Here is a 21,517-nt window from a genome sequence, read left to right as displayed (position 1 = left end):
AAATCTCATACAATATATTATATGTAGGAGTGTAAATTTGCTATACGATACATAGGATATAGTTTAAAAATTATATAAGATTCTAAAAATCTATACATTGACCCACGTTAATTATTTTTATATTTGTATCATTTAAAGAAACTAATCTATCATAAGTCTCTTTGAAGTCTTCTAAGGATAACATAAAGGTCTTGTAATGAATTGGTACCATCTTACAACAATTCATCATCTTAAACATTTTATAGCTCTCTTCAGGTGTGCAATGCATTTGTGAAAATCTATCAGGCTTATAGCAACCTACAGGCATTAAAGCTATATTAGCATCTAGGTTCTTAAATTCCTCTGTAAATGCAGTATCTCCAGCGTAAAAAACATGTTTATTGCCTGAATTTATTAAATAAGAGTTAGAATAACTATTTTTCCCTATATAGAATCTTCTGCCATCATGTTTTGCTTCAAATGCCTTTACAGATATATTGGCATCAGAGTAAATTTCACCAGGGCTTATAGTAAAAATTCTTTTAAAACCTATAAGCTTTAATATATATTTATACCCTTTAGGGCAGAGAACAACAGCATCTTTATTTAGTTTTCTTAGAGATGGAAAGTTTATATGATCAGTATGACCGTGAGATAATAATATGTAGTCAGTTTTTAGATAGTTAATGTCGTCTGGAACTTTTACTTGTCTTTTTATGTGACCTAAAAATGAGTTAAATAATGGATCGGTTATAATTATATTATTGTTTATGTTTATTAGTGAAGTTGCATGACCTAACCAACGTACAGAGTTTTCTTTAATCTGCTCTTTATGAGCTTCCTCCATTGGTTTAGAATAGGTTTTTATATTTTTCCAAGCCATTTTAGATAAAAATATTAAATTAGAAAATATCATAATAAGTATCCTACCTTTTTTATCTTTTCCATTTAAATATTATTATACCAGCAATCATTATCATTACTCCAAGTATTTCATTTAGGCCGAAGGAAATTTTTTTGCATTCGAACAGACCAAATGCATCTATTAATGCGGCAGCTGTAAGTTGTGCTACTAATATAGTTGCTATAGAGTAGGTTGCTCCAAGACTCTTTATACCTTCTATGACGGTAAATATTATTATTACACCTAGAACACCGCCAAGGAGATATATTTTGCTAACATCTTTGATATTTTTAAAACTTCCTTTCCCTATAGTTAAAGCTAAAATAATGGTAATCACAAAGGCAGATCCTTGGACAATAGCATTTGTCTCCCAAGTACCAATCCTTGATTCAACTCTAGTATTAAAGACTCCTTGTAAACTCATAGCAATTCCAGCTATTATAGAAAAAATAATTCCCATAGAAAAATCACCTCAGCAATTATTGTAACCATTAAAATATAGAACATATGCAAACTACTTTTTTATTTTTTAACTTATACTATGTCTTAAGTCTGTTCGCATAATTATGGATGTACCACTTCGTAATAAAATCTATATTTTCAAATTCTCCTCTCAGAACCCAGAGGAGTTTTGAAAATAGATTTCGGATCGAAGTGGTACATCTTTATCCACAGATATAATTGAGATATATTTTCCTAAAGAATAAAAAAAAAGCCCTTAAAGGGCTACTTTACGTAAACTATTATTTATAAATAATTCTTCAATTTGTTTTTCTGAGAAACAAAGGCTTGTTCCAAGACTTAGATAATCTTCTAATAATGTTTGATAGTGGTCTTTTGACGGAGAGATTATTAAGTCATTAACATCTATGAATAAGTTTAAAAATTGGTCGCTTAAACAATAATCATTAGGTTTAATTACTAGTTCTTCTACTTCATCATATTTCTCATCTATTCCAATTGTTAGAATACTGCTTAAACAATTTATGTAATTGTCTAACACTGAAGATTTTACTAACTTTACATCTTTTTCAACCCAATACTTATAACATTTAGTTTCTTCTGCTAATACGCCTATCTTTATCTGAAGTTCTAAAAACTTTCTTTGAGTAAGTTTATAGTCATTTAAATTTGGGTCGAGGAGTAATGTCTTATTTAGTTCTTTTTGTTTTGTAAAAAACTTATTAAGATTCATATGTATATCCCCCTATCTTCTCGGGCAAATGCCACGATAATATTGTACAAAATCTTTTGACAAATGAAAAGTTCAGTAAACGAATACAATTTAAAAATATTTTATTTTCTAAAAAAATATATAAATTAGACTAATAAATCATAAACTATTAAGATTAGGTCAAGTATATTAATTTTAAATTATAAAGTTATATTTTCCAAAAGTTTAGGTTTTTATAAATAATAAGATATATAATCAAAAAAAGCTACAATGTTTACAATGTAGCTTTTTAAAACTTAGATTTTAGAGTTTTATAAATATATTGAATTTAATATTTTTATGAAACGATATCATTGAACAGTACAAGAAACTAGATTAGGCATAACTAATAAGTTTTTAAGTTATAAGTTTTAATAACCATGTCTTTCTTGTTGTTCACTGGCTTCCATAATTCTATCCGATTTATCTTAGCCATATTATAGAAACCTTCTATTTTTGCAGTACTGCAAGCTATTTCATACTCTTGTTTCTTCCATTCTCTCTGAGCGAAGTTAGTATTTGCAAGTGAAACATGTAGATCCCAATCACTTATATTTTCTCTTACTGAAAAACCATGTAGTTTTAAGGTATCGTTTATATTTCTCGCTAGTCTTTTTATATAGCCTTTATTTTCTACTTTTAAATTCACAGACTTATGAGGTTCGCCAAAACAAATAATATCTTTAAGTTCAACTTTAAATTTTTTGTAAGGCTTAATTATCTTAGAAATTACTTCATCTAATTTATCTAAATTGGGATTTTCTATTACTTCTAATGTAATGTGTAAGGTTGGTAAGTTTTTATATAACCTATATTTTTTAGAAAGATTTTTTTGTATAGGTTCTATTGATTTATAGGAGTCATCATCAAATAGCGCAACTAAATAATACCTCATGTTTAACCTCTTTCAATACAATTCTCATTATATAATATACAGACTTTGTTATAAATTATAACATATTACAAGGTATAAAAAAATATGTGAATACTTAAAATAGATATGCAAATTGTAATTTTGCAAAAATTTAAATTTAGTATTATCTAGGAGGATAAAGCCATGAAACATAATGATAGCATAGGATGTGTAGTTACAGAGTGCAAATATCATGCTAAGGATAAAAATTTTTGCAGCCTAGATCAAATAATGGTTGTAAAACATACTCCAAAAGCTGAAGATGTAGAATGTACAGATTGTGGAAGTTTCGAAGAAGAAGGAAGATAGGAAATCATAAAAAAAGGCAATGCGACTTGGTATTGCCTTTTTTTATTATAAAATTATGTATTAGTGATTTTTTATTTGTAAAATAAATGAATATTTATTAAAATTATTACATAAATATAGAAGTTTATTTGAAAAATTCGTAAAGGTACATTTTTCCACGGTATCAAGATAAAAAATCACTTTAATTATTATTACGTTATGATATAATGGAAACTATGGACAAGTGCTTTATTTAGTGATTTTTAACAATGTTATGTGTATTATTTTGTTGAAAATTGTAAGGCATTATTTGGATAATTGTTCTTTAATTAGGGGAATTTATATATATAAAATAAGTGAGCAAGGGTGAATTAGTATGGAAAGGTTAGTTATAAATGGAGGCTACAAGCTTAGGGGAGTAGTAGAAATTGCTGGTGCAAAGAATGCGGCTGTGGCTATATTACCTGCAGCTATATTGGCAAGTGAAGGAAAATCTATAATAGACAATATACCTGATATAGAAGATGTTCACTGCTTAGAGAGAATACTTAAAGGTTTAGGATGTACTGTAAATAAGATAGATAATAATACTTTAGAGATAGATTCATCAGATATTAATACAGTAGAAGCATGTACAGCAGATGTTAGAGCTATGAGAGCTTCTTACTATTTTATAGGAGCTATGCTTTCAAGATTTAAGAGAGCAAAGGTAGATCTACCAGGAGGATGTCCTATAGGGGTTAGACCTATAGATCAACATATAAAGGGCTTCGAGGCTATGGGTGCAGAGGTGATCATAGAGCATGGTGCTGTAAATATCAAAGCAGATAGGTTAGTTGGAGCTAACATATTCTTTGATGTTGTAAGTGTAGGTGCTACTATTAACGTTATGATAGCAGCAACAATGGCTGAAGGTGTAACAGTATTAGAGAATGTTGCAAAAGAGCCACATGTAGTAGATGTAGCAAACTTCCTTAATTCAATGGGTGCTGATGTAAAAGGTGCGGGAACAGATATAATAAGAATAAGAGGAGTAGAGTCCATGAAGGGACATAACTATAGTGTTATACCTGATCAAATTGAAGCGGGTACTTTCATGATAGCTGCTGCTGCGACTAAGGGTGATGTAACAATAACTAATGTTATTCCAAAGCATCTTGAGTCAATATCTGCGAAACTTTTAGAGATGGGTGCAATAATTGAAGAAGGCGATGACAGTATTAGAGTTGCAGTGGATAAACCATTAAGAGGGGTTAGTATAAAGACTGCGCCATATCCTGGATTTCCAACAGACGTTCAACAGCCTATGTCTACACTTCTTTGTGTAGCTGATGGTAGAAGTATGATAACAGAAACAATATGGGAAAGTAGGTTAAAACACCTTGATGAACTTAAGAAGATGGGTGCATCTGTAAAGGTTGAAGGTAGAGTTGCTGTTTTAGAAGGCGTAAGTAAGTTGACTGGAGCAATTGTAAAGGCTACAGATCTTAGAGCTGGAGCAGCAATGGTTATTGCAGGTTTGGTTGCAGAAGGAAAAACTGAGATATGTAGTATTGAACATATTGATAGAGGATATCCTCATATAGAAACGAAGTTTAGAGAATTAGGTGCAGATATATACAGGATACAAGAGGAATAAAAAATAGAATCATGGGGGAAAAGGCATGATATTTTGCTCATTATACAGTGGTAGTAGTGGCAATAGTATATTTGTGCGTTCAGATAGCGGAAAAGTACTAATAGATGCTGGGCTGCCAGGGAAGAAAATTGATTCAGCTTTAAGTGAAATAGGACAGAATCCTTCCGAAATAGATGGAATATTTATAACCCATGAGCATTCAGATCATATTAAAGGTATAGGAGTTTTATCTAGGAAGTATAATATCCCTATATATGCAAATGAAGCTACTTGGAATGCCATGGAGAATCAAGTAGGCAAAATAAAAGAAGAGAATATAAGAATTATAGATAAACGAAGTACAATTGAAGTAAAAGACTTAGAAATTAAGTGTTTTAATATACCTCATGATGCTGCAGGTCCTATGGGGTATACTATAAGATCTAAAGGAAGATCAGTGAGTGTTGCAACAGACTTTGGTACATTCACCGAAGAAATAAAGGAAAATATTAAAGACTCTGAGGTTATACTTCTAGAAAGTAATCATGACATACAGATGCTTAAATATGGACCGTATCCATATCCTTTAAAAAGAAGGATACTAAGTGAGATAGGGCATCTCTCAAATGAAGATTGTGGTAAAGCAATTGTAGATATACTTAGAGGAGATGAGCCTAAGAAGATAATATTAGGACATTTAAGTAATACTAATAATCATCCAGATTTAGCGTTCCAAACAGTATTAAATGTATTGAATGATAACAATATAAAAGATGGTAAGGATGTTTATCTAACTTTAGCAGATAGGCACAAACCAAGTAGTTATATCGAGCTTAAATAACTTAACATAGGAAGGGTATGATATAATGAGCGATTATATTGAAAAGCTAAGCTGTGAAGACCATGTAGATGTGGCAATAGATGAGTACATAGATCAATTCGAGAAATTTCCTACTCTAGAAAATACTGATACAGGAAACTGCGATTACTGCAATTCTAAGGCTGTATATAAGATTAGTGGGGAAAAATAGGAAATTATAAATTATAATCTTGAAAAACATAAAAGTAATTAGTATAATTTCAATAGAATACTATTAAGAAGGAGATAATATAATGAGTTTATATAGTCAATGGACAGATATGGTTGTAGATTATGTTAAGACTAAGGGGGAAGCAGCTTTTTGGTCAGAATATAGTGATATAGAAAGAAGAATATACACTGAACTGCTTGGTAGTCACAATACAGTAAAGAAAGCTACAATTGAAAAGTTAGCAAAAGATTATAACACAACATCAGAATTTGTAATGGGATTCGTTGATGGTATAAACGAGAGTCTTAAAAATCCTTATGATCTTGAAAATATAGCTGCTGATCAAGAATTAGTGTTCGATATAGATTTTGAACAACTATATTTTAATATGTTAGACGCTAAAGCTGACTATCTTTACGATCTTCCTCAATGGGATGGAATATTCTCAGTAGAGAAGAGAAAAGAGATAGCTGTTCAGTATAGAGAATCAAAAATAGCAAGAAATGAAAACAAGATTGGTAGAAATGATCCATGTCCATGTGGAAGTGGAAAGAAATATAAAAAATGCTGTGGCAAAGGTGAATAGATACTAGTTTTAAACTAGGTATTGATAAAAGAGGTTCGGTAGATACATCTACTGAACCTTTTCCATGTTTTATATTAGTGATATAGTAATAAAAATAATAAGAAAGTATTAATAAATTATCAAAAATAACGATAATTAAAGATGAAACATATTGTAGTTTTATTTTAATTTTGCAAATAATGGTCAGGAGGAAGGATATGAATAAGGAAAAGCAAAAGAATAGTTTAGGATTTAGAAGTATAAGAGTAAGATTAATAATATTTTTTATTTTAATATGTCAGATCCCGCTATTAGCGTTCGCTTTAATAGCAAACTATCAGTCGAAAAGTACGTTATATAGTAAGTTGAAAGTGACTACTACCCAAGAAATTGATTTAACCAACAAGATAATTGATAATTACTTTTCAATATTTTCTAGTTCTATAGATACTATGTCTGAATTGGATGATATAAAAAGTGATGATGATGCTACTGTATTAAACATACTTAAGGGATTTAAGGACAAGAATCCGGATATAATAAATGATTATGTAGGCTTGGCTAATAAAAAGATGACTATATATCCGCAAACTACTATGCCTAGTGGGTATGATCCTACTGCAAGACCTTGGTATACAGATGCTATAAAGAATAAAGGAAAAGTTTCCTTTAGTTCTCCTTATAAGGATGCAGCTACAGGTAAGTTAGTTATTTCTCTATCAAAAACAATTGAAAAAGATGGACAAGTTATAGGGGTAGTATCTATAGATTTAAGTTTAGAAAACCTAGCTAAAACTTTTTCAAATGTAAAGGTAGGAGAAGAAGGTTATGTTTACATATCTGACAATCAAGGGGTGTTAATTTCTCATCCTACTGCAAGTTTAGTTGGAACTGATGAAGCTAAGAAACAAAGCTTCTGGAGTAATGTTGAAAAAAATCAGAATGGATTTGAAGACTATACATTTAATGGAGCTAAAAAATATGTAAGCTATGATAAGAATAAAGTAACTGGATGGATTATATTCGCATCTATGAACGAAAGTGAGCTTACTAAAGACACTAAAGTTTTAATAAATACTTCTATAATGGATATGTTAATAACTTTAGTAATTAATATAGCTGTTGCATATGGAATCAGTACATATATAGCAAGAAATATAAATAAGATAAGATTAGGATTAAATAAAGCGGCAAACGGTGATTTAACACATAAGGTTGTTATAAACACTAAGGATGAGTTTAGCCAATTAGCAGATAGCTTTAATGAGATGACAACTGGTATGAATACATTAATATCAGGAGTAAAAGAATCATCTTTAACAATGGAAAATACAGCTGTAACAATAGCAACAATGAGTGAAGATGTAACCACTGCAATTGGTGATGTAGCAAAAACTGTAGATCAGGTTGCTGCCGGTAGCTCAGAGCAAGCTAAAGATATTGAAGAGGGAGTTTATGAGCTTCAACAGCTTATAAGTGAACTTAAGGTTGCTTATGACCAAATAGAGAACATGACGAGCTTAGCAATGGTAACTCAAGATATGACTAATGATGGAATAACCACTATGGATGTGCTTAGTGAAAAATCCGTAGAAACAAACAAGTCATCGCAAAACATTGAAGAAGCAGTAAATGATATGACAAGTTCAGTAGGAACTATCAAATCTTTCACTAATATCATAAATGAGATAGCAGAACAAACTAACTTACTTGCTTTAAATGCAGCGATTGAAGCAGCTAGAGCAGGTGAGGCAGGAAGAGGATTTGCAGTAGTCGCTGATGAAATAAGAAAACTTGCTGAACAAGTAACAGAATCAACTAAGGAAATTGGTTCAATAATAGATCTAGTAGATTCAAAATCAAGAAATGCACTTAATGCAATGGAAAATACAAAAACGGCAATTAGCAGTCAATCAGAAGCGGTTGAACAGACTAAAAATAATCTTCAAACTATATCTGAATTCATGGGCCTATTGTCTGAGTCTATAAACAGTGTTAAAGCATCTATAGATGTAGTAGACAAGAGCAAGGATCAGATAATGGAAAACATGCAGAGTATGTCAGCAATATCTGAAGAAACAGCAGCAAGTACAGAAGAGGTTTCTGCATCTACAGAAGAAATATCTGCTACAATGGATGAATTTAATCAGAATGCAGAAGTGCTTAAAGAAATATCAGTTACATTAGAAGAAAAGATAGATAAGTTTAAATTAGAATAATTATATAATAATAGAGTTTAGCATCGATTATATTAATCGATGCTAAATTTTTTTTTCTGTATGAAGAAGGTCAGTTCGGTGTTTTTTTTATTCTCCTATAGCATTTATAACTGCAAGTCAAAACTTGGGTGTAATGATGAATTTAATGCCTGTATGCCCCATTGAATAGCATAAACTTATGATATAATTATTTTAGATTAAACGTAATTATAATATTTGGGGGTGTTTGCTATGGATTTAAATGTGTGTTGGTCAAATGAAAAAAAGATAGAAAGAACTATTGAAGCTTTAAACAAGAATAATATCAATGGATATTATATAAAGAGCAGAGAAGAGCTTCTGGAAAAGGTTTGCGATTTGGTTTCAGAAGGTGAAACTGTTAGCTGTGGAGGTTCTGCAACCCTTACTGAGACAGGATTACTTGATCATCTTAGAAGTGGAAGATACAACTTTCTAGATAGAGCAATTAAAGGTATAACAAAGGAAGAAATGAAGGAAGTTCATAGAAAAACCTTTAGTGCAGATGCCTTTTTAACAAGTACTAATGCTTTAACTGAAGCTGGAGAACTATTTAATGTAGATGGTGGAGGAAACAGAATAGCAGCTATGCTTTTTGGCCCAGATAAAGTTATAGTTGTGTGTGGAGTAAATAAGATTGTTAAGAATATTGAAGAAGCTGTAGAGAGAAATAAGAGAGTATCAGCGCCTATAAATGCAAAAAGGCTTAATAGGAATACTCCTTGTGCTAAGGTTGGTTACTGCATGAATTGCAGCAGCAATGATAGAATATGCAATGAATACACTGTGATAAAAAGACAAGGTGATAGTACAAGAATGCACGTATTAATACTGAATGAGAGCTTAGGCTTTTAATAGCCCTCTCATATAGCATCTCCGGCATAACCACTTAATTTCAATAATGTTTTTAAGCATAACTTATAATAAAAGGATCTTTAATAGCTGAACAGTATGTTAAAGATCCTTTTAGTGTATAGGAAGTATGGTGAGATCCATTCAAAAAACACATTTTACTATGAAATGGTTTGTTTACTCTTTTGCTTAGTAAATATATAATGAATAAGAAATAATATTAAGTATGGATTTATTAACTAAGCGATAAAAGTAGATTAGGAGATATAGATTTATGAACATAACCTTAATAACAGTAGGTAAAATAAAAGAAAAATACTTAAAAGATGCTATAGATGAATATTCAAAGAGATTAAAAAGATATTGTAAGCTTGATATCATAGAACTTCCTGATGAGAAGACTCCAGATAATGCATCGGAAAAAGAAGAGCTTCAAATAAAGGAAAAGGAAGGGCAGCTTATACTAAAATCAATAAAGGATACAATGTATGTTGTGGCTTTAGATTTGAAGGGTAATATGATAGCATCAGAAGAATTTTCAACTCTTATAGGTGACTTAGGAGTTAAAGGTGAAAGTCAGTTATGCTTTGTGATAGGAGGATCACTAGGCTTATCAAAGGAAGTTATACAAAGAGCCAATTACAAGCTTTGTTTTTCTAAGATGACTTTTCCTCATCAATTATTTAGAGTTATGCTACTAGAGCAGGTATATAGAGCTTATAGGATAATGAAGGGTGAACCGTACCACAAGTAAGTGAGTTTATTAATTTTTTTAATGATAAAAAATCACCACAGGAATAAGATTTCTGTGGTGAGTTTTAAATAGTCAGCGTCATTTAACTAGTTTATACAAAACTTATTAGATATATTATCCTTTTGTTAATTCATTTCAGAGCTACCATCTTAATTAATTTTGAGATATGCATTTCTTAGGGCAAGCATACTGGCAAGCTCCGCAGTCAACACATGCAGACTCATTAATTAATCTCTTTTTATCAGCTTCTTCTGTTATACATCCAACAATACATACTCTTTGGCAAGTTCCACAACCAACACAATCTGATTTGTTAATTCTTCTAGGCATAGTTTTTTCCTTTGATTAAAGTGTTTGTTTACAAGAGTTAACTGTAACTTCTAATACTCTTGTTAGGAATGGGTATTTTTCTCTCATCATCTTAAAGTGTTCGCCTTCTTTTAAGAATTTAGCAGTTCCCTCAAGTAAAAAACCAGTTCCCATATAGTTATAACCCATTACTTCTTTACTACCAAGAGTTAATTTAACCTCAGGGTTAGAATTGATATTTTCTTCTGTGTTAAGCATAGCAGCTGCAGGAATCAAAATTTTATTACCCTCTACGATAACTAAATAACTATTCCATGTGTTAGCAACATGAGCCTTGTTATTTGCACAAGTCACAATAGAAACTACACCTTCATGATTTAATACTTCAAGAAATTTTTCTGTAAACATATTATATTCCTCCTAAAATTATGGATAACATTTATCGTCGACAACTATTGTCTAGAATTATAATATAATTTTTCTTTTATGTTGTCAATAAAAATGTTTTGTAAAAATGTATATATTTACTGTTAAAGCTATATCTTGAATGAGAATAAATAATAAGCTATTATAAAAGAAGGTCACAAGATGTTTAAAGGAGTATAAATGGAATGAAATTTTCAATTGGAGTAGAATACGCACTACATTGTTTATTATATATGGTAAAACTAGAAGAAGGTAAATCTGTGGGTATACGAGATTTAGCAACATTTCAAGGTGTTTCAGAAACATATCTATCAAAGGTATATGCAAAATTGAGTAGGGCAGGAATTATAAAATCTATACCAGGTGTAAAGGGCGGCTATGCATTAGCTCGTAGTGCAGAAGAGATAACCTTTTGGAATGTTGTTGAAGCTGTAGAAGGAAGTGAGCCTTTCTTCCAATGTGCAGAAATTAGGCAAAACAATATATTATTAGATAAGGATAACTTACCAGATTCACATACGAAATGCCCTTGCCTAATAAAAGTTGTAATGCTAGAAGCAGAAGATGAAATGAGAAAACACCTAAATAGTAAGACATTAGCATGGTTATATGATGAGGTATATAATAAAAAACTTCCTAAGGATATAGAAAGAGAAACAATTGAATGGTTCAATAATAGCAGAAAGTAATGAGTAGTTAAAATAGCACCGTTATAGTAGTTAGAAAGATACCTTTTTAACTACTTAACGGTGCTTTTTGCTATTAAGCTCTATGTTAATGCCAATAAATCAAGTCTTGATAAAGATGTACCACTTCAATCCGAAATCTATTTTTAAAACTCTCACGGGTTCAGGTGAGAAAATTTAAAAATAATAAGTTTCAATATGAAGTGGTACATATCATTATAACTTTATATTGTTAACTTCTTTTAAGATATCCTCAAGTTTTTCCACAGATTCTATTCGCTCATTACATTTCACACTATCCAAACATACTGTAAATCCTATTGATTTATAGCCACCTTCTGAAGCATTAGATGTCTTACAGATAGGTGAAACAAAGGCTACTTCGTTTTCTACGTGTATACAATTGCATAAGGAACAGATATTAGCTTTCTTAGAGTCAGTGCTTGTTATTCTACAGGCCATGCCTATTAGCTTTTCGCCCATATTGTATGCTACAAATAATTTGTTAGTGGATTTATCGATCCAACCTAGGTATACATTCTTTGAATTTTCTTGATTTAAGTCTGGCAGTTTAAGTTTCTTTTCTTTTTTAAACAATTTACTGATTTGCGCATTTGTGATTACAGGCATACCATACACGTATTCATCTAAATTAGATAAATAATTATTGATATGAGATGGTTCAGTTATTTTGTTAAGGCTTAGTAGTTCTTTTTCTTCTTCAGTTAAATTGGCAAAAAGATTGAAGATTTTGTCCTGTGTATATGCTTTAAAAGCATCAATGACATTGCTGTCTGAACAAGTTTTGTAAGTATTACTTAAGTCATTTAAGCATCTCTTTATATAATTATATTGATGTTTCTTTATAAAAACTTTCATAAGATTCAGTACCTCTTTTCTAAGACATATTATTTTTTATCATTAGTTTGAACAAATATGATAATATTCATTGAATTTCTATAATAAAATAATAACATGATTTAAAATAAGGGCTCAATCTAATTTATAGTTCTGTAATGATTATGAGCACAGAAAGTTATATTCAACTATTTTTGTTGTATGATACCTGCCAGTAATGGAGAGGTATTTGCAAAGCATGATAAAAAATAGAGTATCCTTTTGTATAAAGGCATAAAATTCTAATTGAGAACCTTATAAAAAAACTGTATAATATAAATGTAATTTATTAAAATAATTAGATGCAATTATGTATGAAAGGTGTAAACAGTATGATTTATAAACATGAATTGGGATTAAGGAACACTCCTTGCGAAGGCCATAAAAACTAAATCGGCTATGCTTTGCTTGGAGATTAATTTGTTAAAATAGCTGATGCTGAATTATGTGGTGTTATTAAGTTCTTTTTGATTTTCATTAAAGGGCTTTAATTATCGTTCAATTATTCAGCATTAGGTGATTTAATAGATGATTTCATACATTTATTCCTTTATATTAAGAATAAAAACTGTTGCAAACATAGCTTTGTAGCAGTTTTTTTGGTCTTTGCTTCAACAAAAAATAAATTTTTGGAGGAGTAAAGATATGAAATATAGTAATGCATACAATGTTTTACCAGATGATATAGTAAAAATTATTCAAGAATATGTGAATGGTGAATATTTATATATACCTAGAAGAGAAGAAGAGCAAAAGAAATGGGGAGAAAATAGCGGTTCAAGAAGTACTTTAAAAAGAAGAAATGAAGAAATTTATCTGAAGTATATAAGTGGTGTGGCAATCTTTGATTTAGCTAAGGAATATTATCTTTCAGATAAAAGTATAAGAAGGATTATTGGTCAGCAAAGGAAAAACGTGATTAAGACTAATACAGAATGATAAATAAGTATAAAAGGCCTATAGCTAGATTTGATAAAACAAAAGTAGCTACTGGCCTTTATTAATTTAATTGATATTTAGCAATGCATCTATGGTTACCTCGGGATTACTTGTTCCAGTTTCAAAGACTTTAATCATGTGAGCATGAAGTCTCTGTACTGTGTCAAAAGATATTCTATGGGTTTGATATTCATAGTAAAACTTAAGTGATCCAGTGCCATCACCATCCATTACTGTCAAATATAAAGGATTTGCAGCAGCACCATTTCCGTACCATTTTGTTTCAATTCTAACTCCATTAGGAGCTACCAATTTTACTGGTTGAAAAGTTAATGCTGTTGAAAGGTATGTGCCGATTTGGGGAATATTGAACAACTTATGCCATAGATCCATAACTTCAAGTGGACTAATTGATGAGTGCCTATAGATTTCATTTTGCTTTTCACTTATGATTTCGCAGCCTTCTTTAAAAGTGTGATCTCCCTTAAGAATAATCCTTAAAGGCATAAAATGAACTCTAGTTCCACCAGAATTTTTTTCTTTTAAGGTACCTCTTCTTGCAACTACTGTGTGTATGCTAATATCATTTTCCTTATTATTTACTTTTGAAAAGTAGTTGGAATACGCTAGTAGCACTAACGATTGCATTGGAAGTTTGTTTGAGGTACAGAAGGCTTCCATAGAAACTACTAATTCTTTAGGGACTGGCAACATTACATTCTTAGCTTTTGTAAACAAGCTAAATATCGGTGCATAACGTAAATTAGGATTTTTATGCTTTGCACGATATTTTTCAAGTACAGAAACTCCATTTACATCAGTAAAGATTGGTTCTGATATATTGAGAGTTTTTTCCCAGAATTCAAGATCTTTTTTATAGGCTTCAGTATTTTTATAATCTAAATCTTTTATGAGGAGTTCTTCATAAGAATATAATGGCTTAGGCAAATCAGTATGATTTATTAGTGAATCATATACAGCTAAAACATCTTTAAAAAATGTAGTTATTGCCCAAGAATCTAAAATCATATGACTTACTGCAAAGTAAATTCCACATCTTCCATCAAAGGAATGAAGCATATATACCTTACTAAGTTGTTTTTCAAAGCCTGTTATTGGTTTGCTGGCTAGCTTATATAATTTATTTTCCATTTCTTCTAAGGATTTGCCTCTAAAATCTAGATAACCTATATAGGGCTCTTCATTTTCCAGGAAATATTGTTTAATTTCCTTGTCTAACTTTATAAGTCTAACTCTTAAGGAATCATTTCTTTCATATGCTTTTTGTATAGCCTTCTTTAACATTTCAAAATCAAGTTCTGTATCCATCAATATCGATGTGCAGACATTATTCACTTGCTTATGAAGAGTATATTTTTGGCTAAGAAGTAATATTTTTTGAGCTGCGCTTAAGTCATAATATTTTCTTTCCATATTTGCCTCCAAGTCTAAATTGTGATGATAACTTATTCTATCGACTTCAGAGACTCAACCATTGGGATATTTGTTAATTTTCTATACATAAAGATATTTACCAGAATAACAAAACCTAATGTAATCAAGAATGAATATAGAAAACTGATTCCATCAATGTGATTTCCAAACATTATTCCATCTTGTTCAATGGAAACCATTATGAATCTGTGAAGAATTATACCCATGAGAAGGCCAATACCAGAACCTATAATGGAAAGTATTATATTCTCTCTGTATACATAAGTTGAAACCTCTTTGTTGTAAAATCCCAATACCTTAATGGTAGCTATTTCTCTGATTCTTTCACCAATGTTTATATTAGTAAGATTGTAAAGAACTACAAATGCTAACAGGCCTGCAGATAAAATTATGACAATAACAATGTTATTTAGTATTTTTACAGTATCATTAAATTTGTCAGCTGCAGAAGAATAGAACTCAACAGATGCAACGCTGCCATCTTTAATCAGTATACTTCCTAAGGTGCTCTCTGCATCGGCACTAGTTTTATTTAGCTTAATCATAAGATTATTTGTTTTTGGAGCAAGACGGTAAATTTCTTTATAGTATTCTGCTGACATATATGCATAATGGAATACATAGTTTTCAGTAATTGCTGCAATCTCTACTTTTTTTGTAGCACCATCGCCATTGTCTAGTTCTATAGCATCCCCTATATGAACATTTAACTCTTTTGCCAGCTTTTCATTAATAACAACTCCTTTTTCAGGAATTATTATTGGCTTTTGAGTAGTTCTTTCTCTCAAAGTAATATAGTTTCTAAATTTGTAATTATCACTTGGAACAATAAGTGTAAGTGAAATGTCGTCCTTACCATTTTTAATCTTAGCATTCAATTCAGTGCCAGGAAGATATGATTTCACATTACTATTATCCTTAAGAGTATCCATCACACGAGATTGATCTTCTTCGGTGGATCCTGGTTTATAGTTCATGTTCAAGTCGTAAGTAAATATTTCCTTATATTGTTTGTTTACAATCTGACTTATAGAATTACTTAAACCGAATCCAGCAAGTAGTAGAGCGGAACAACCTGCAATACCAATTATGGTCATGAAAAAACGTTTTTTATATCTAAATAGATTACGTGCAGTAACTTTTTGAGAGAAGGATAATCTCTTCCAAATAGGAGAAATTTTCTCCAGAAAAATTGTTTTTCCTGGCTTTGGTGATTTAGGGAGCATAAGTAGTGCTGGAGTTTCTCTTAATTCTTTGTAGCAGGCTCCTAGCACTGAAAGTGTGGTCACTAAAACACCTATAAGAACACTGATAACCATCAATGGAATTTGAGTAACTGTTTTAAGAGGAGGAAGTGTGTACATCATTGACCAAGCGTTATAAATAACTGATGGGAAAATATTCATTCCTAAGGAAAGCCCTAGTACACCTCCTAGAAAACTTGCAATTGCTGCATATAGTACATATTTTAGTGCTATTGATTTATTTCCGTAGCCAAGCGCTTTATAGGCACCAATAGTACCTCTTTGTTCATCAACCATTCTTGTCATAGTAGTGAGGCATACTAAACTGGCTACTAAAAAGAAAAATACAGGAAATATCTTTGCTATAGCATCTATTCTATCAGCTGTTTTTTCATAATCTACATAGCTATAATTGAAGTTTCTATCTAGTACATACCATTGAGGTTTTGATATTTTATCTATTTCATCTTCAGCACGAATGATCTTTTCTTGACCTTGATCAAGCTTTTTTTGACCATCGGCTTTTTCTTTTTCAAGTTCAGTTTTTCCGTTTTCATATTCTGTTGTTCCTTGTTTTAACTGTTGTTCAGACGAAGCAAATTGAGCGTTAGCTTGTTTTTTTCCAGTTTCAAGACTTTTTTTGGCAACTGCAAGTTCAGCAGATTTCTGATCTAACTCTTTTTTTCCACTGTCCAGTTCTGATTTCGATCGGGCTACTTGTCCTTGAGTATAATCGTTAAGTTCATTAAGTGGGTTTATTCCTAAATCCATAATGGAAAGAAAAGCTTTATAAAATTGAATAAGTTGTGTTAATGATTGTTTATCCCCCTCAGAGAGAGTAGGGTCGCTCAAGCTTTTATTAAGTTGTTGTATTTGAGCATTAGCCTGACTACGAAGATCATTTACCGCTTGTGTTGCTTTGTTTAAATTGTCTATATCTTTGCCATGTTCTGATATAGCTTTATTATATTCAGCAAGGCCTTGTTCATATTTAAGTCTGCCTTGAGCTAACTGTACTTCGCCGTCAGAAATTTGTTTTGAAGCCTGAGTGTAGTTATTAAGAAAGTTTTTTCTTTCGGTTTCAAGTTTAGCTTTTCCTGCAACCAACTTTATTTGAGCTTGATTTAAGTCCTCTTCGGCTTTTTTTATTTTATCTGTAAAAAGTTGCTTTTGGGCATCGAATTCTCTCTTATTTCTTTCCAGTTCATCCATTGCCATTTTTTTTACTTCATCAAGTCTGATCATACTCCTGTCTTCGCCTAAGTTTTCAAGTGGTGTAACTACTTTAGATATAAGCTTTTTGTACTCAGTACTAAAAGAGTCTAATTGTTTTGCATTTTGAACTGTTACTAAAGCTTCTGTATAAACTGGTAAGGCAAAGTCTTTATCTAAAACCATCATGAAAAAGTTAACTTTTCCACTGCCGATTTCTGAAGAACCTTTTTCAAAGGAAAGATAATAAGGAGTTACTGCTTTACCAACTATTTTAAATTCATCTGTAGTTAAGGTTCCATCAGTAATTGATTTAGATTTTCCGGAGCTTACCTTAATTGTATCCCCAATAGAGAGACCTGAATCTATTATAGAAGAAGAATCTTCAATTATACATTCACCAGACTTTTCAGGGTATCTACCCTCTGTTAACTTAATTGCATTAATATAATTGTTATCTGAATTATAGATTTTATCTGAAGGTAGGCTATGCACTGTAAAAACAAATTCGGTAGAATTAATGGTACTAACCACATCAGTAAAATAACCAGGTTGAACAGCTTCAACTTCAGAGGTATTACTGATTGCATTTATATCATCTTTTGTAAGTCCAAGCGTTGACATTATACGGATATCCATGAGATTATATTTGTCGTAGTATAGATCCATCGAGTTCTTCATGTCAGGGGAGGTGGCTTTAATTCCTGCAAAAAAAGCAACTCCGATAAATACTATAGCAAAAATAGAAATAAATCTACTTAGTGATTTTCGGACTTCACGAAAGAAATCTTTCCATAATGCAGTCTTCATATTACCATTCCACCTTTTCTACATCCATAGGTAATTCATTTTGTGTGATTGATTCGACCTTCCCACTTTTTATTTTAATAACCTTATCCCCAACAGCGGTAAGTGCAAGGTTATGTGTAATAATCACTACTGTCATTCCAGTATTTCTGCAGGTATCTTGAAGTAGTTTTAAGATGGATTTACCAGTTTTGTAGTCAAGTGCTCCTGTTGGTTCGTCACAAAGCATTAGTTTTGGGTTTTTAGCTAAGGCTCTTGCAATTGCAACTCTTTGCTGTTCACCACCAGAAAGTTGTGCGGGGAAATTAATTTTACGATCATCAAGGCCTACATCGGAAATAACTTTATCAATATCCAAAGGGTTTTTACTTATTTGAGAAGCTAATTCTACATTTTCTTTAGCAGTAAGATTAGGGACTAAGTTATAGAATTGAAATACAAATCCTACATCATGTCTCCTATAAGTTATTAATTCCTTTGTAGAATAACGACTTATATTAGCACCATCAACAAAAATCTCTCCAGAAGAAAGGCTATCCATTCCACCTAGAATATTAAGAATGGTACTTTTTCCTGCACCACTTGCACCTGCAATAATTACAAACTCACCTTTACTTATTGAAAAATCTACTCCTGACAGGGCCTCAATTTCTACTTCGCCCATTTTGTATACCTTTTTAACATTTTTAAATTCAATAAAATTATCCATATTTCACTTCCTTTCCTATATGTTTAAATAACAAACTGCTGTTATAAACTCATTGTTATCGTCAATTAAATGAAATGTACACTCTGATAAATTGGACAATATTTGTCCATCAGGATAAATTTCAAAGTTGATATCTTTCATAGGATGAGAAAGGCCTTTACCTATAGCTTTAATATAGCTTTCTTTTAAAGTCCAAAACTTAAAAAACAATCTGTTTGGATTTGATGAAGAACAGATTTTATCAAGTTCTTTAGTAGTACATACTCTTTTAGCAGCATAAAGGTTGAATATGCGAATCTTTTCCACATCAATTCCAACTGTATAAGTATCAGAAATTACGCAGGCTATGCAGTTAAAACTATGACTGATATTAAAATGAATATTAGGATGGTTTTTAAGGCTAGGTTTGCCCCATGGATTTAAGATTAAAGGTTCATCTCTGTAGTTGATTGCTTTTTCCTCTTGCAAGGCATAGGTTAGTAGTTTTTGTCCCAAAAGATGAGATATATTAGAGTGAATTTGATAGGTTTGGCTTTTTAAGGTGCATGTATATATCATAGTAATTTGTTATTTAAGTATTTAATTAATTCTCCTACAGTGTCTAGGTTTCTAATTTCTCTATCTGGAATTTCTATACCGAAATCACTTTCTATTTTTCCGATTATTCCTACAATGTCATAGGAGGTTAAATGAAGATCATTAATGAAATTAGTATCTTTTGTAATAGAATTTTCATCGATTTCTGCAAATTCTTGAATAATCTTTATGATTAAGTTAAGCATTTTCAGCACTCCTCTCTAAAACTAAAGATCTTTTTATTTTTCTTGTAGTTGTTTTTTCAAATTCAGATTCACTAACTAAAATATTTGTTATTCTTTTATATACTGGAAGATTTTTATTTAGAAGCCTGATGTCTTGATTCAATTTATCTTTTATATCGATAGCATCTAATTTTATAAGATCTTCATCAACATATACACAAGCTGTGATGCATTCTTCATTGCTTTCAGAGACAGTTGACGAAAAAACTACTACTTCCTTAACATAAGATAGATTTTTACTAATGATATCTTCTATCTCTTCAGGATGTACATTTTTACCGTTTGGTAGAATAATTAGATTTTTCTCTCTTCCACATATATATAAAAAGTTTGAATTATCAAGATAACCTAGGTCGCCTGTTTTGAACCAGCCATCTTCAGTGAAGGAAAGCTTTGTGCTTTCTGGATCCTTATAATATCCTAACATTACGTTATCGCCTTTTACCTGAATTTCGCCATAACCATTTTCATTAGGAGTACTAATTCTAACTTTGCAACCAGGCATAACACGGCCTACAGATCCTAGCTTTTTCCACATATAAGAGTTGGTGGCAACAAGAGGACCACATTCAGTTATGCCATAGCCATTAAAAATTTCTATACCAATAGAGTCAAAAGACTTAATGATGTCTAAGCGTAAAGGGGCCCCTCCACATACTATTTGACATAGATTCCCGCCAAAGTTATCTAAAATGGGCTTAAACAGTGTTCTTCTTAAATCAATACCAAGTTTTCTAATAACATTACTAAATTTTACACCATATTTTAAATGTGCTTCTAAACCGGTTCTTTTAGCCTCTTTCCAAATATTCTTATGCATGGATTCTAAAAATAAAGGAACCATTAAACTCATACTTGGTTTAAAGAGTTTCATATTATCCATCACCCTTTTTAAACTATCATTAAAGCATATGGTTATTCCGCTATAAAGTCCACCTAGGATATGACAACTGCATTCGTAGGTATGGTTGATTGGCAGTACTGAAAAGCTAACCCCTTTTGGTTCAATAAGAGAAAGTGAACCATATACTACAGCCATAATACTCTTATGGCTTAGCATGACACCTTTGTTTGCGCCAGTAGTTCCAGAGGTGAAAACTATTTCACACATAGAATCTGTGTCAATAGGAATATCTAAATACTCTCTGTTGCCACCTTCAAGTAAGTCATTACCTTTTTCAATGAGTTTACTAAGAGAAAGAAATTCAGGATAATCATATTTGGGATTAATTATTATGCATTTCTTTATATTTGGGCATTCGTCCAGTATATATGGCATAGACGAAGCAAAGGTATCTGAACATATGATTACATCAGCATCACTTTTGATAAGTAGTTTAACAATATCTTCATCTGTTAATTCTTTATCTAGAGGAATGACAATGCCTACACCATTTAGTATAGAAAGATAGCTGACTACCCAAGCATATGAGTTTTCTGATAAAATAGCAAAATGATAGCCATACATGTTCATATGCAAAAGCTTAGTGCCTAGAGCATTTACATCACTTTCTAATTGGCGGAAAGAGTATTTTGCAATTTGTTTATGAGGCTTAATTTCTTCATAAGCAATTTGATCTGAATAAAGCTTGCTAGATCTTCTCATGAGTACCCTAATATCCCTTAAGGGTTCAGATTTGTAAAATCTTTTGGGCATA

Annotated in this window: 23 protein-coding genes; 10 read left to right on the top strand and 13 right to left on the bottom strand. The window is 31.2% G+C overall.

The features are described 5' to 3' along the window. Positions 1-82: 82 nt before the first annotated feature. The 4 genes from bsdtw1_RS21520 to bsdtw1_RS21505 all read right to left on the bottom strand — a co-directional run bounded on the left by bsdtw1_RS21520 (position 83) and on the right by bsdtw1_RS21505 (position 2,991). Positions 83-898, bottom strand: a complete 816-nt coding sequence (locus bsdtw1_RS21520; RefSeq protein ID WP_183279875.1) for an MBL fold metallo-hydrolase — start codon at positions 896-898, stop codon at positions 83-85. A 16-nt stretch (positions 899-914) separates the two neighbouring features. Continuing rightward, positions 915-1,343, bottom strand: a complete 429-nt coding sequence (locus bsdtw1_RS21515; RefSeq protein ID WP_183279537.1) for a DMT family transporter — start codon at positions 1,341-1,343, stop codon at positions 915-917. A gap of 258 nt (positions 1,344-1,601) precedes the next feature. After that, positions 1,602-2,078, bottom strand: a complete 477-nt coding sequence (locus tag bsdtw1_RS21510) for a dUTP diphosphatase (RefSeq protein WP_183279536.1) — start codon at positions 2,076-2,078, stop codon at positions 1,602-1,604. A 364-nt stretch (positions 2,079-2,442) separates the two neighbouring features. Beyond that, positions 2,443-2,991 carry a 2'-5' RNA ligase family protein gene (locus bsdtw1_RS21505; RefSeq protein WP_183279535.1) on the bottom strand — a complete coding sequence of 183 codons (549 nt, stop codon included), beginning with the start codon at positions 2,989-2,991 and terminating at the stop codon, positions 2,443-2,445. Positions 2,992-3,153: 162 nt separating this feature from the next. Between bsdtw1_RS21505 and bsdtw1_RS21500 the strand changes: the two genes are divergently transcribed. The 8 genes from bsdtw1_RS21500 (at position 3,154) to rlmH (ending at position 10,354) form a co-directional block, all read left to right on the top strand. Continuing rightward, positions 3,154-3,318 (top strand): DUF1540 domain-containing protein, encoded by a 165-nt coding sequence (locus bsdtw1_RS21500; protein WP_183279534.1) that lies wholly within the window; start codon positions 3,154-3,156, stop codon positions 3,316-3,318. Between the two features lie 355 nt (positions 3,319-3,673). Next, positions 3,674-4,936 (top strand): UDP-N-acetylglucosamine 1-carboxyvinyltransferase, encoded by a 1,263-nt coding sequence (murA, locus tag bsdtw1_RS21495; RefSeq protein WP_183279533.1) that lies wholly within the window; start codon positions 3,674-3,676, stop codon positions 4,934-4,936. Positions 4,937-4,961: 25 nt separating this feature from the next. After that, positions 4,962-5,756 carry an MBL fold metallo-hydrolase gene (locus bsdtw1_RS21490; RefSeq protein ID WP_183279532.1) on the top strand — a complete coding sequence of 265 codons (795 nt, stop codon included), beginning with the start codon at positions 4,962-4,964 and terminating at the stop codon, positions 5,754-5,756. Between the two features lie 25 nt (positions 5,757-5,781). Beyond that, positions 5,782-5,946 carry a CxxH/CxxC protein gene (locus tag bsdtw1_RS21485; protein WP_183279531.1) on the top strand — a complete coding sequence of 55 codons (165 nt, stop codon included), beginning with the start codon at positions 5,782-5,784 and terminating at the stop codon, positions 5,944-5,946. Positions 5,947-6,028: 82 nt separating this feature from the next. Further along, positions 6,029-6,532 (top strand): SEC-C metal-binding domain-containing protein, encoded by a 504-nt coding sequence (locus bsdtw1_RS21480; RefSeq protein WP_183279530.1) that lies wholly within the window; start codon positions 6,029-6,031, stop codon positions 6,530-6,532. A 197-nt stretch (positions 6,533-6,729) separates the two neighbouring features. Further along, positions 6,730-8,730 carry a methyl-accepting chemotaxis protein gene (locus bsdtw1_RS21475; protein ID WP_183279529.1) on the top strand — a complete coding sequence of 667 codons (2,001 nt, stop codon included), beginning with the start codon at positions 6,730-6,732 and terminating at the stop codon, positions 8,728-8,730. Positions 8,731-8,961: 231 nt separating this feature from the next. Further along, positions 8,962-9,603: a lactate utilization protein gene (locus tag bsdtw1_RS21470; protein WP_183279528.1), complete on the top strand. Its 642-nt coding sequence runs from the start codon at positions 8,962-8,964 to the stop codon at positions 9,601-9,603. 271 nt (positions 9,604-9,874) lie between these two features. Next, positions 9,875-10,354, top strand: a complete 480-nt coding sequence (gene rlmH, locus bsdtw1_RS21465) for a 23S rRNA (pseudouridine(1915)-N(3))-methyltransferase RlmH (protein ID WP_183279527.1) — start codon at positions 9,875-9,877, stop codon at positions 10,352-10,354. Between the two features lie 153 nt (positions 10,355-10,507). On the opposite strand, the gene bsdtw1_RS21460 is transcribed toward rlmH, so the two are convergent. Together bsdtw1_RS21460 and bsdtw1_RS21455 are read right to left on the bottom strand one after the other, a co-directional pair. Continuing rightward, positions 10,508-10,684 carry a 4Fe-4S binding protein gene (locus tag bsdtw1_RS21460; protein ID WP_183279526.1) on the bottom strand — a complete coding sequence of 59 codons (177 nt, stop codon included), beginning with the start codon at positions 10,682-10,684 and terminating at the stop codon, positions 10,508-10,510. 15 nt (positions 10,685-10,699) lie between these two features. Next, positions 10,700-11,071 carry a pyridoxamine 5'-phosphate oxidase family protein gene (locus bsdtw1_RS21455; protein WP_183279525.1) on the bottom strand — a complete coding sequence of 124 codons (372 nt, stop codon included), beginning with the start codon at positions 11,069-11,071 and terminating at the stop codon, positions 10,700-10,702. Positions 11,072-11,274: 203 nt separating this feature from the next. On the opposite strand from bsdtw1_RS21455, the gene bsdtw1_RS21450 reads away from it, so the two are divergent. After that, complete coding sequence (locus bsdtw1_RS21450) at positions 11,275-11,778, top strand: Rrf2 family transcriptional regulator (protein ID WP_183279524.1); 504 nt, start codon at positions 11,275-11,277, stop codon at positions 11,776-11,778. 213 nt (positions 11,779-11,991) lie between these two features. On the opposite strand, the gene bsdtw1_RS21445 is transcribed toward bsdtw1_RS21450, so the two are convergent. After that, positions 11,992-12,654, bottom strand: coding sequence for a FusB/FusC family EF-G-binding protein (locus bsdtw1_RS21445; protein WP_183279523.1), 663 nt, complete (start codon positions 12,652-12,654; stop codon positions 11,992-11,994). A 663-nt stretch (positions 12,655-13,317) separates the two neighbouring features. Here bsdtw1_RS21445 and bsdtw1_RS21440 point away from each other — a divergent pair. Then, positions 13,318-13,611, top strand: a complete 294-nt coding sequence (locus bsdtw1_RS21440) for a CD3324 family protein (protein WP_183279522.1) — start codon at positions 13,318-13,320, stop codon at positions 13,609-13,611. A 66-nt stretch (positions 13,612-13,677) separates the two neighbouring features. Here bsdtw1_RS21440 and bsdtw1_RS21435 read toward each other — a convergent pair whose 3' ends face one another. Genes bsdtw1_RS21435 through bsdtw1_RS21410 form a run of 6 tightly spaced genes read right to left on the bottom strand, consistent with a single transcriptional unit; the run spans position 13,678 to position 21,516 of the window. Continuing rightward, entirely contained in the window at positions 13,678-15,045 is a 1,368-nt protein-coding gene (locus tag bsdtw1_RS21435) for a condensation domain-containing protein (RefSeq protein WP_183279521.1), read from the bottom strand. A gap of 32 nt (positions 15,046-15,077) precedes the next feature. Beyond that, positions 15,078-18,332, bottom strand: a complete 3,255-nt coding sequence (locus tag bsdtw1_RS21430) for an ABC transporter permease (protein ID WP_183279520.1) — start codon at positions 18,330-18,332, stop codon at positions 15,078-15,080. 1 nt (position 18,333) lies between these two features. Then, positions 18,334-19,038: an ABC transporter ATP-binding protein gene (locus bsdtw1_RS21425; RefSeq protein WP_183279519.1), complete on the bottom strand. Its 705-nt coding sequence runs from the start codon at positions 19,036-19,038 to the stop codon at positions 18,334-18,336. A 15-nt stretch (positions 19,039-19,053) separates the two neighbouring features. After that, positions 19,054-19,533 (bottom strand): 4'-phosphopantetheinyl transferase family protein, encoded by a 480-nt coding sequence (locus bsdtw1_RS21420; RefSeq protein ID WP_183279518.1) that lies wholly within the window; start codon positions 19,531-19,533, stop codon positions 19,054-19,056. 59 nt (positions 19,534-19,592) lie between these two features. Beyond that, a complete protein-coding gene (locus bsdtw1_RS21415) occupies positions 19,593-19,820 on the bottom strand; it encodes an acyl carrier protein (RefSeq protein ID WP_183279517.1) in 228 nt (75 codons plus the stop codon). Further along, complete coding sequence (locus tag bsdtw1_RS21410) at positions 19,813-21,516, bottom strand: AMP-binding protein (protein WP_183279516.1); 1,704 nt, start codon at positions 21,514-21,516, stop codon at positions 19,813-19,815. The genes bsdtw1_RS21415 and bsdtw1_RS21410 overlap by 8 nt, the downstream gene beginning before the upstream one ends. Between the last annotated feature and the right edge of the window lies 1 nt (position 21,517).

This window comes from Clostridium fungisolvens (assembly GCF_014193895.1).
Lineage (GTDB): Bacteria > Bacillota > Clostridia > Clostridiales > Clostridiaceae > Clostridium_AR > Clostridium_AR fungisolvens.
Note: the sequence above shows the minus strand (reverse complement) of the source record. Positions and strands in the feature narration are given on the sequence as shown.

Bases quoted from the DNA above. Each gene is read 5' to 3' on its own strand.
- bsdtw1_RS21515 (WP_183279537.1), bottom strand. From the start codon at position 1,343: ATGGGAATTATTTTTTCTATAATAGCTGGAATTGCTATGAGTTTACAA.
- bsdtw1_RS21510 (WP_183279536.1), bottom strand. From the start codon at position 2,078: ATGAATCTTAATAAGTTTTTTACAAAACAAAAAGAACTAAATAAGACA.
- bsdtw1_RS21505 (WP_183279535.1), bottom strand. From the start codon at position 2,991: ATGAGGTATTATTTAGTTGCGCTATTTGATGATGACTCCTATAAATCA.
- bsdtw1_RS21500 (WP_183279534.1), top strand. From the start codon at position 3,154: ATGAAACATAATGATAGCATAGGATGTGTAGTTACAGAGTGCAAATAT.
- murA (WP_183279533.1), top strand. From the start codon at position 3,674: ATGGAAAGGTTAGTTATAAATGGAGGCTACAAGCTTAGGGGAGTAGTA.
- bsdtw1_RS21490 (WP_183279532.1), top strand. From the start codon at position 4,962: ATGATATTTTGCTCATTATACAGTGGTAGTAGTGGCAATAGTATATTT.
- bsdtw1_RS21485 (WP_183279531.1), top strand. From the start codon at position 5,782: ATGAGCGATTATATTGAAAAGCTAAGCTGTGAAGACCATGTAGATGTG.
- bsdtw1_RS21480 (WP_183279530.1), top strand. From the start codon at position 6,029: ATGAGTTTATATAGTCAATGGACAGATATGGTTGTAGATTATGTTAAG.
- bsdtw1_RS21475 (WP_183279529.1), top strand. From the start codon at position 6,730: ATGAATAAGGAAAAGCAAAAGAATAGTTTAGGATTTAGAAGTATAAGA.
- bsdtw1_RS21470 (WP_183279528.1), top strand. From the start codon at position 8,962: ATGGATTTAAATGTGTGTTGGTCAAATGAAAAAAAGATAGAAAGAACT.
- rlmH (WP_183279527.1), top strand. From the start codon at position 9,875: ATGAACATAACCTTAATAACAGTAGGTAAAATAAAAGAAAAATACTTA.
- bsdtw1_RS21460 (WP_183279526.1), bottom strand. From the start codon at position 10,684: ATGCCTAGAAGAATTAACAAATCAGATTGTGTTGGTTGTGGAACTTGC.
- bsdtw1_RS21455 (WP_183279525.1), bottom strand. From the start codon at position 11,071: ATGTTTACAGAAAAATTTCTTGAAGTATTAAATCATGAAGGTGTAGTT.
- bsdtw1_RS21450 (WP_183279524.1), top strand. From the start codon at position 11,275: ATGAAATTTTCAATTGGAGTAGAATACGCACTACATTGTTTATTATAT.
- bsdtw1_RS21445 (WP_183279523.1), bottom strand. From the start codon at position 12,654: ATGAAAGTTTTTATAAAGAAACATCAATATAATTATATAAAGAGATGC.
- bsdtw1_RS21440 (WP_183279522.1), top strand. From the start codon at position 13,318: ATGAAATATAGTAATGCATACAATGTTTTACCAGATGATATAGTAAAA.
- bsdtw1_RS21435 (WP_183279521.1), bottom strand. From the start codon at position 15,045: ATGGAAAGAAAATATTATGACTTAAGCGCAGCTCAAAAAATATTACTT.
- bsdtw1_RS21430 (WP_183279520.1), bottom strand. From the start codon at position 18,332: ATGAAGACTGCATTATGGAAAGATTTCTTTCGTGAAGTCCGAAAATCA.
- bsdtw1_RS21425 (WP_183279519.1), bottom strand. From the start codon at position 19,038: ATGGATAATTTTATTGAATTTAAAAATGTTAAAAAGGTATACAAAATG.
- bsdtw1_RS21415 (WP_183279517.1), bottom strand. From the start codon at position 19,820: ATGCTTAACTTAATCATAAAGATTATTCAAGAATTTGCAGAAATCGAT.
- bsdtw1_RS21410 (WP_183279516.1), bottom strand. From the start codon at position 21,516: ATGCCCAAAAGATTTTACAAATCTGAACCCTTAAGGGATATTAGGGTA.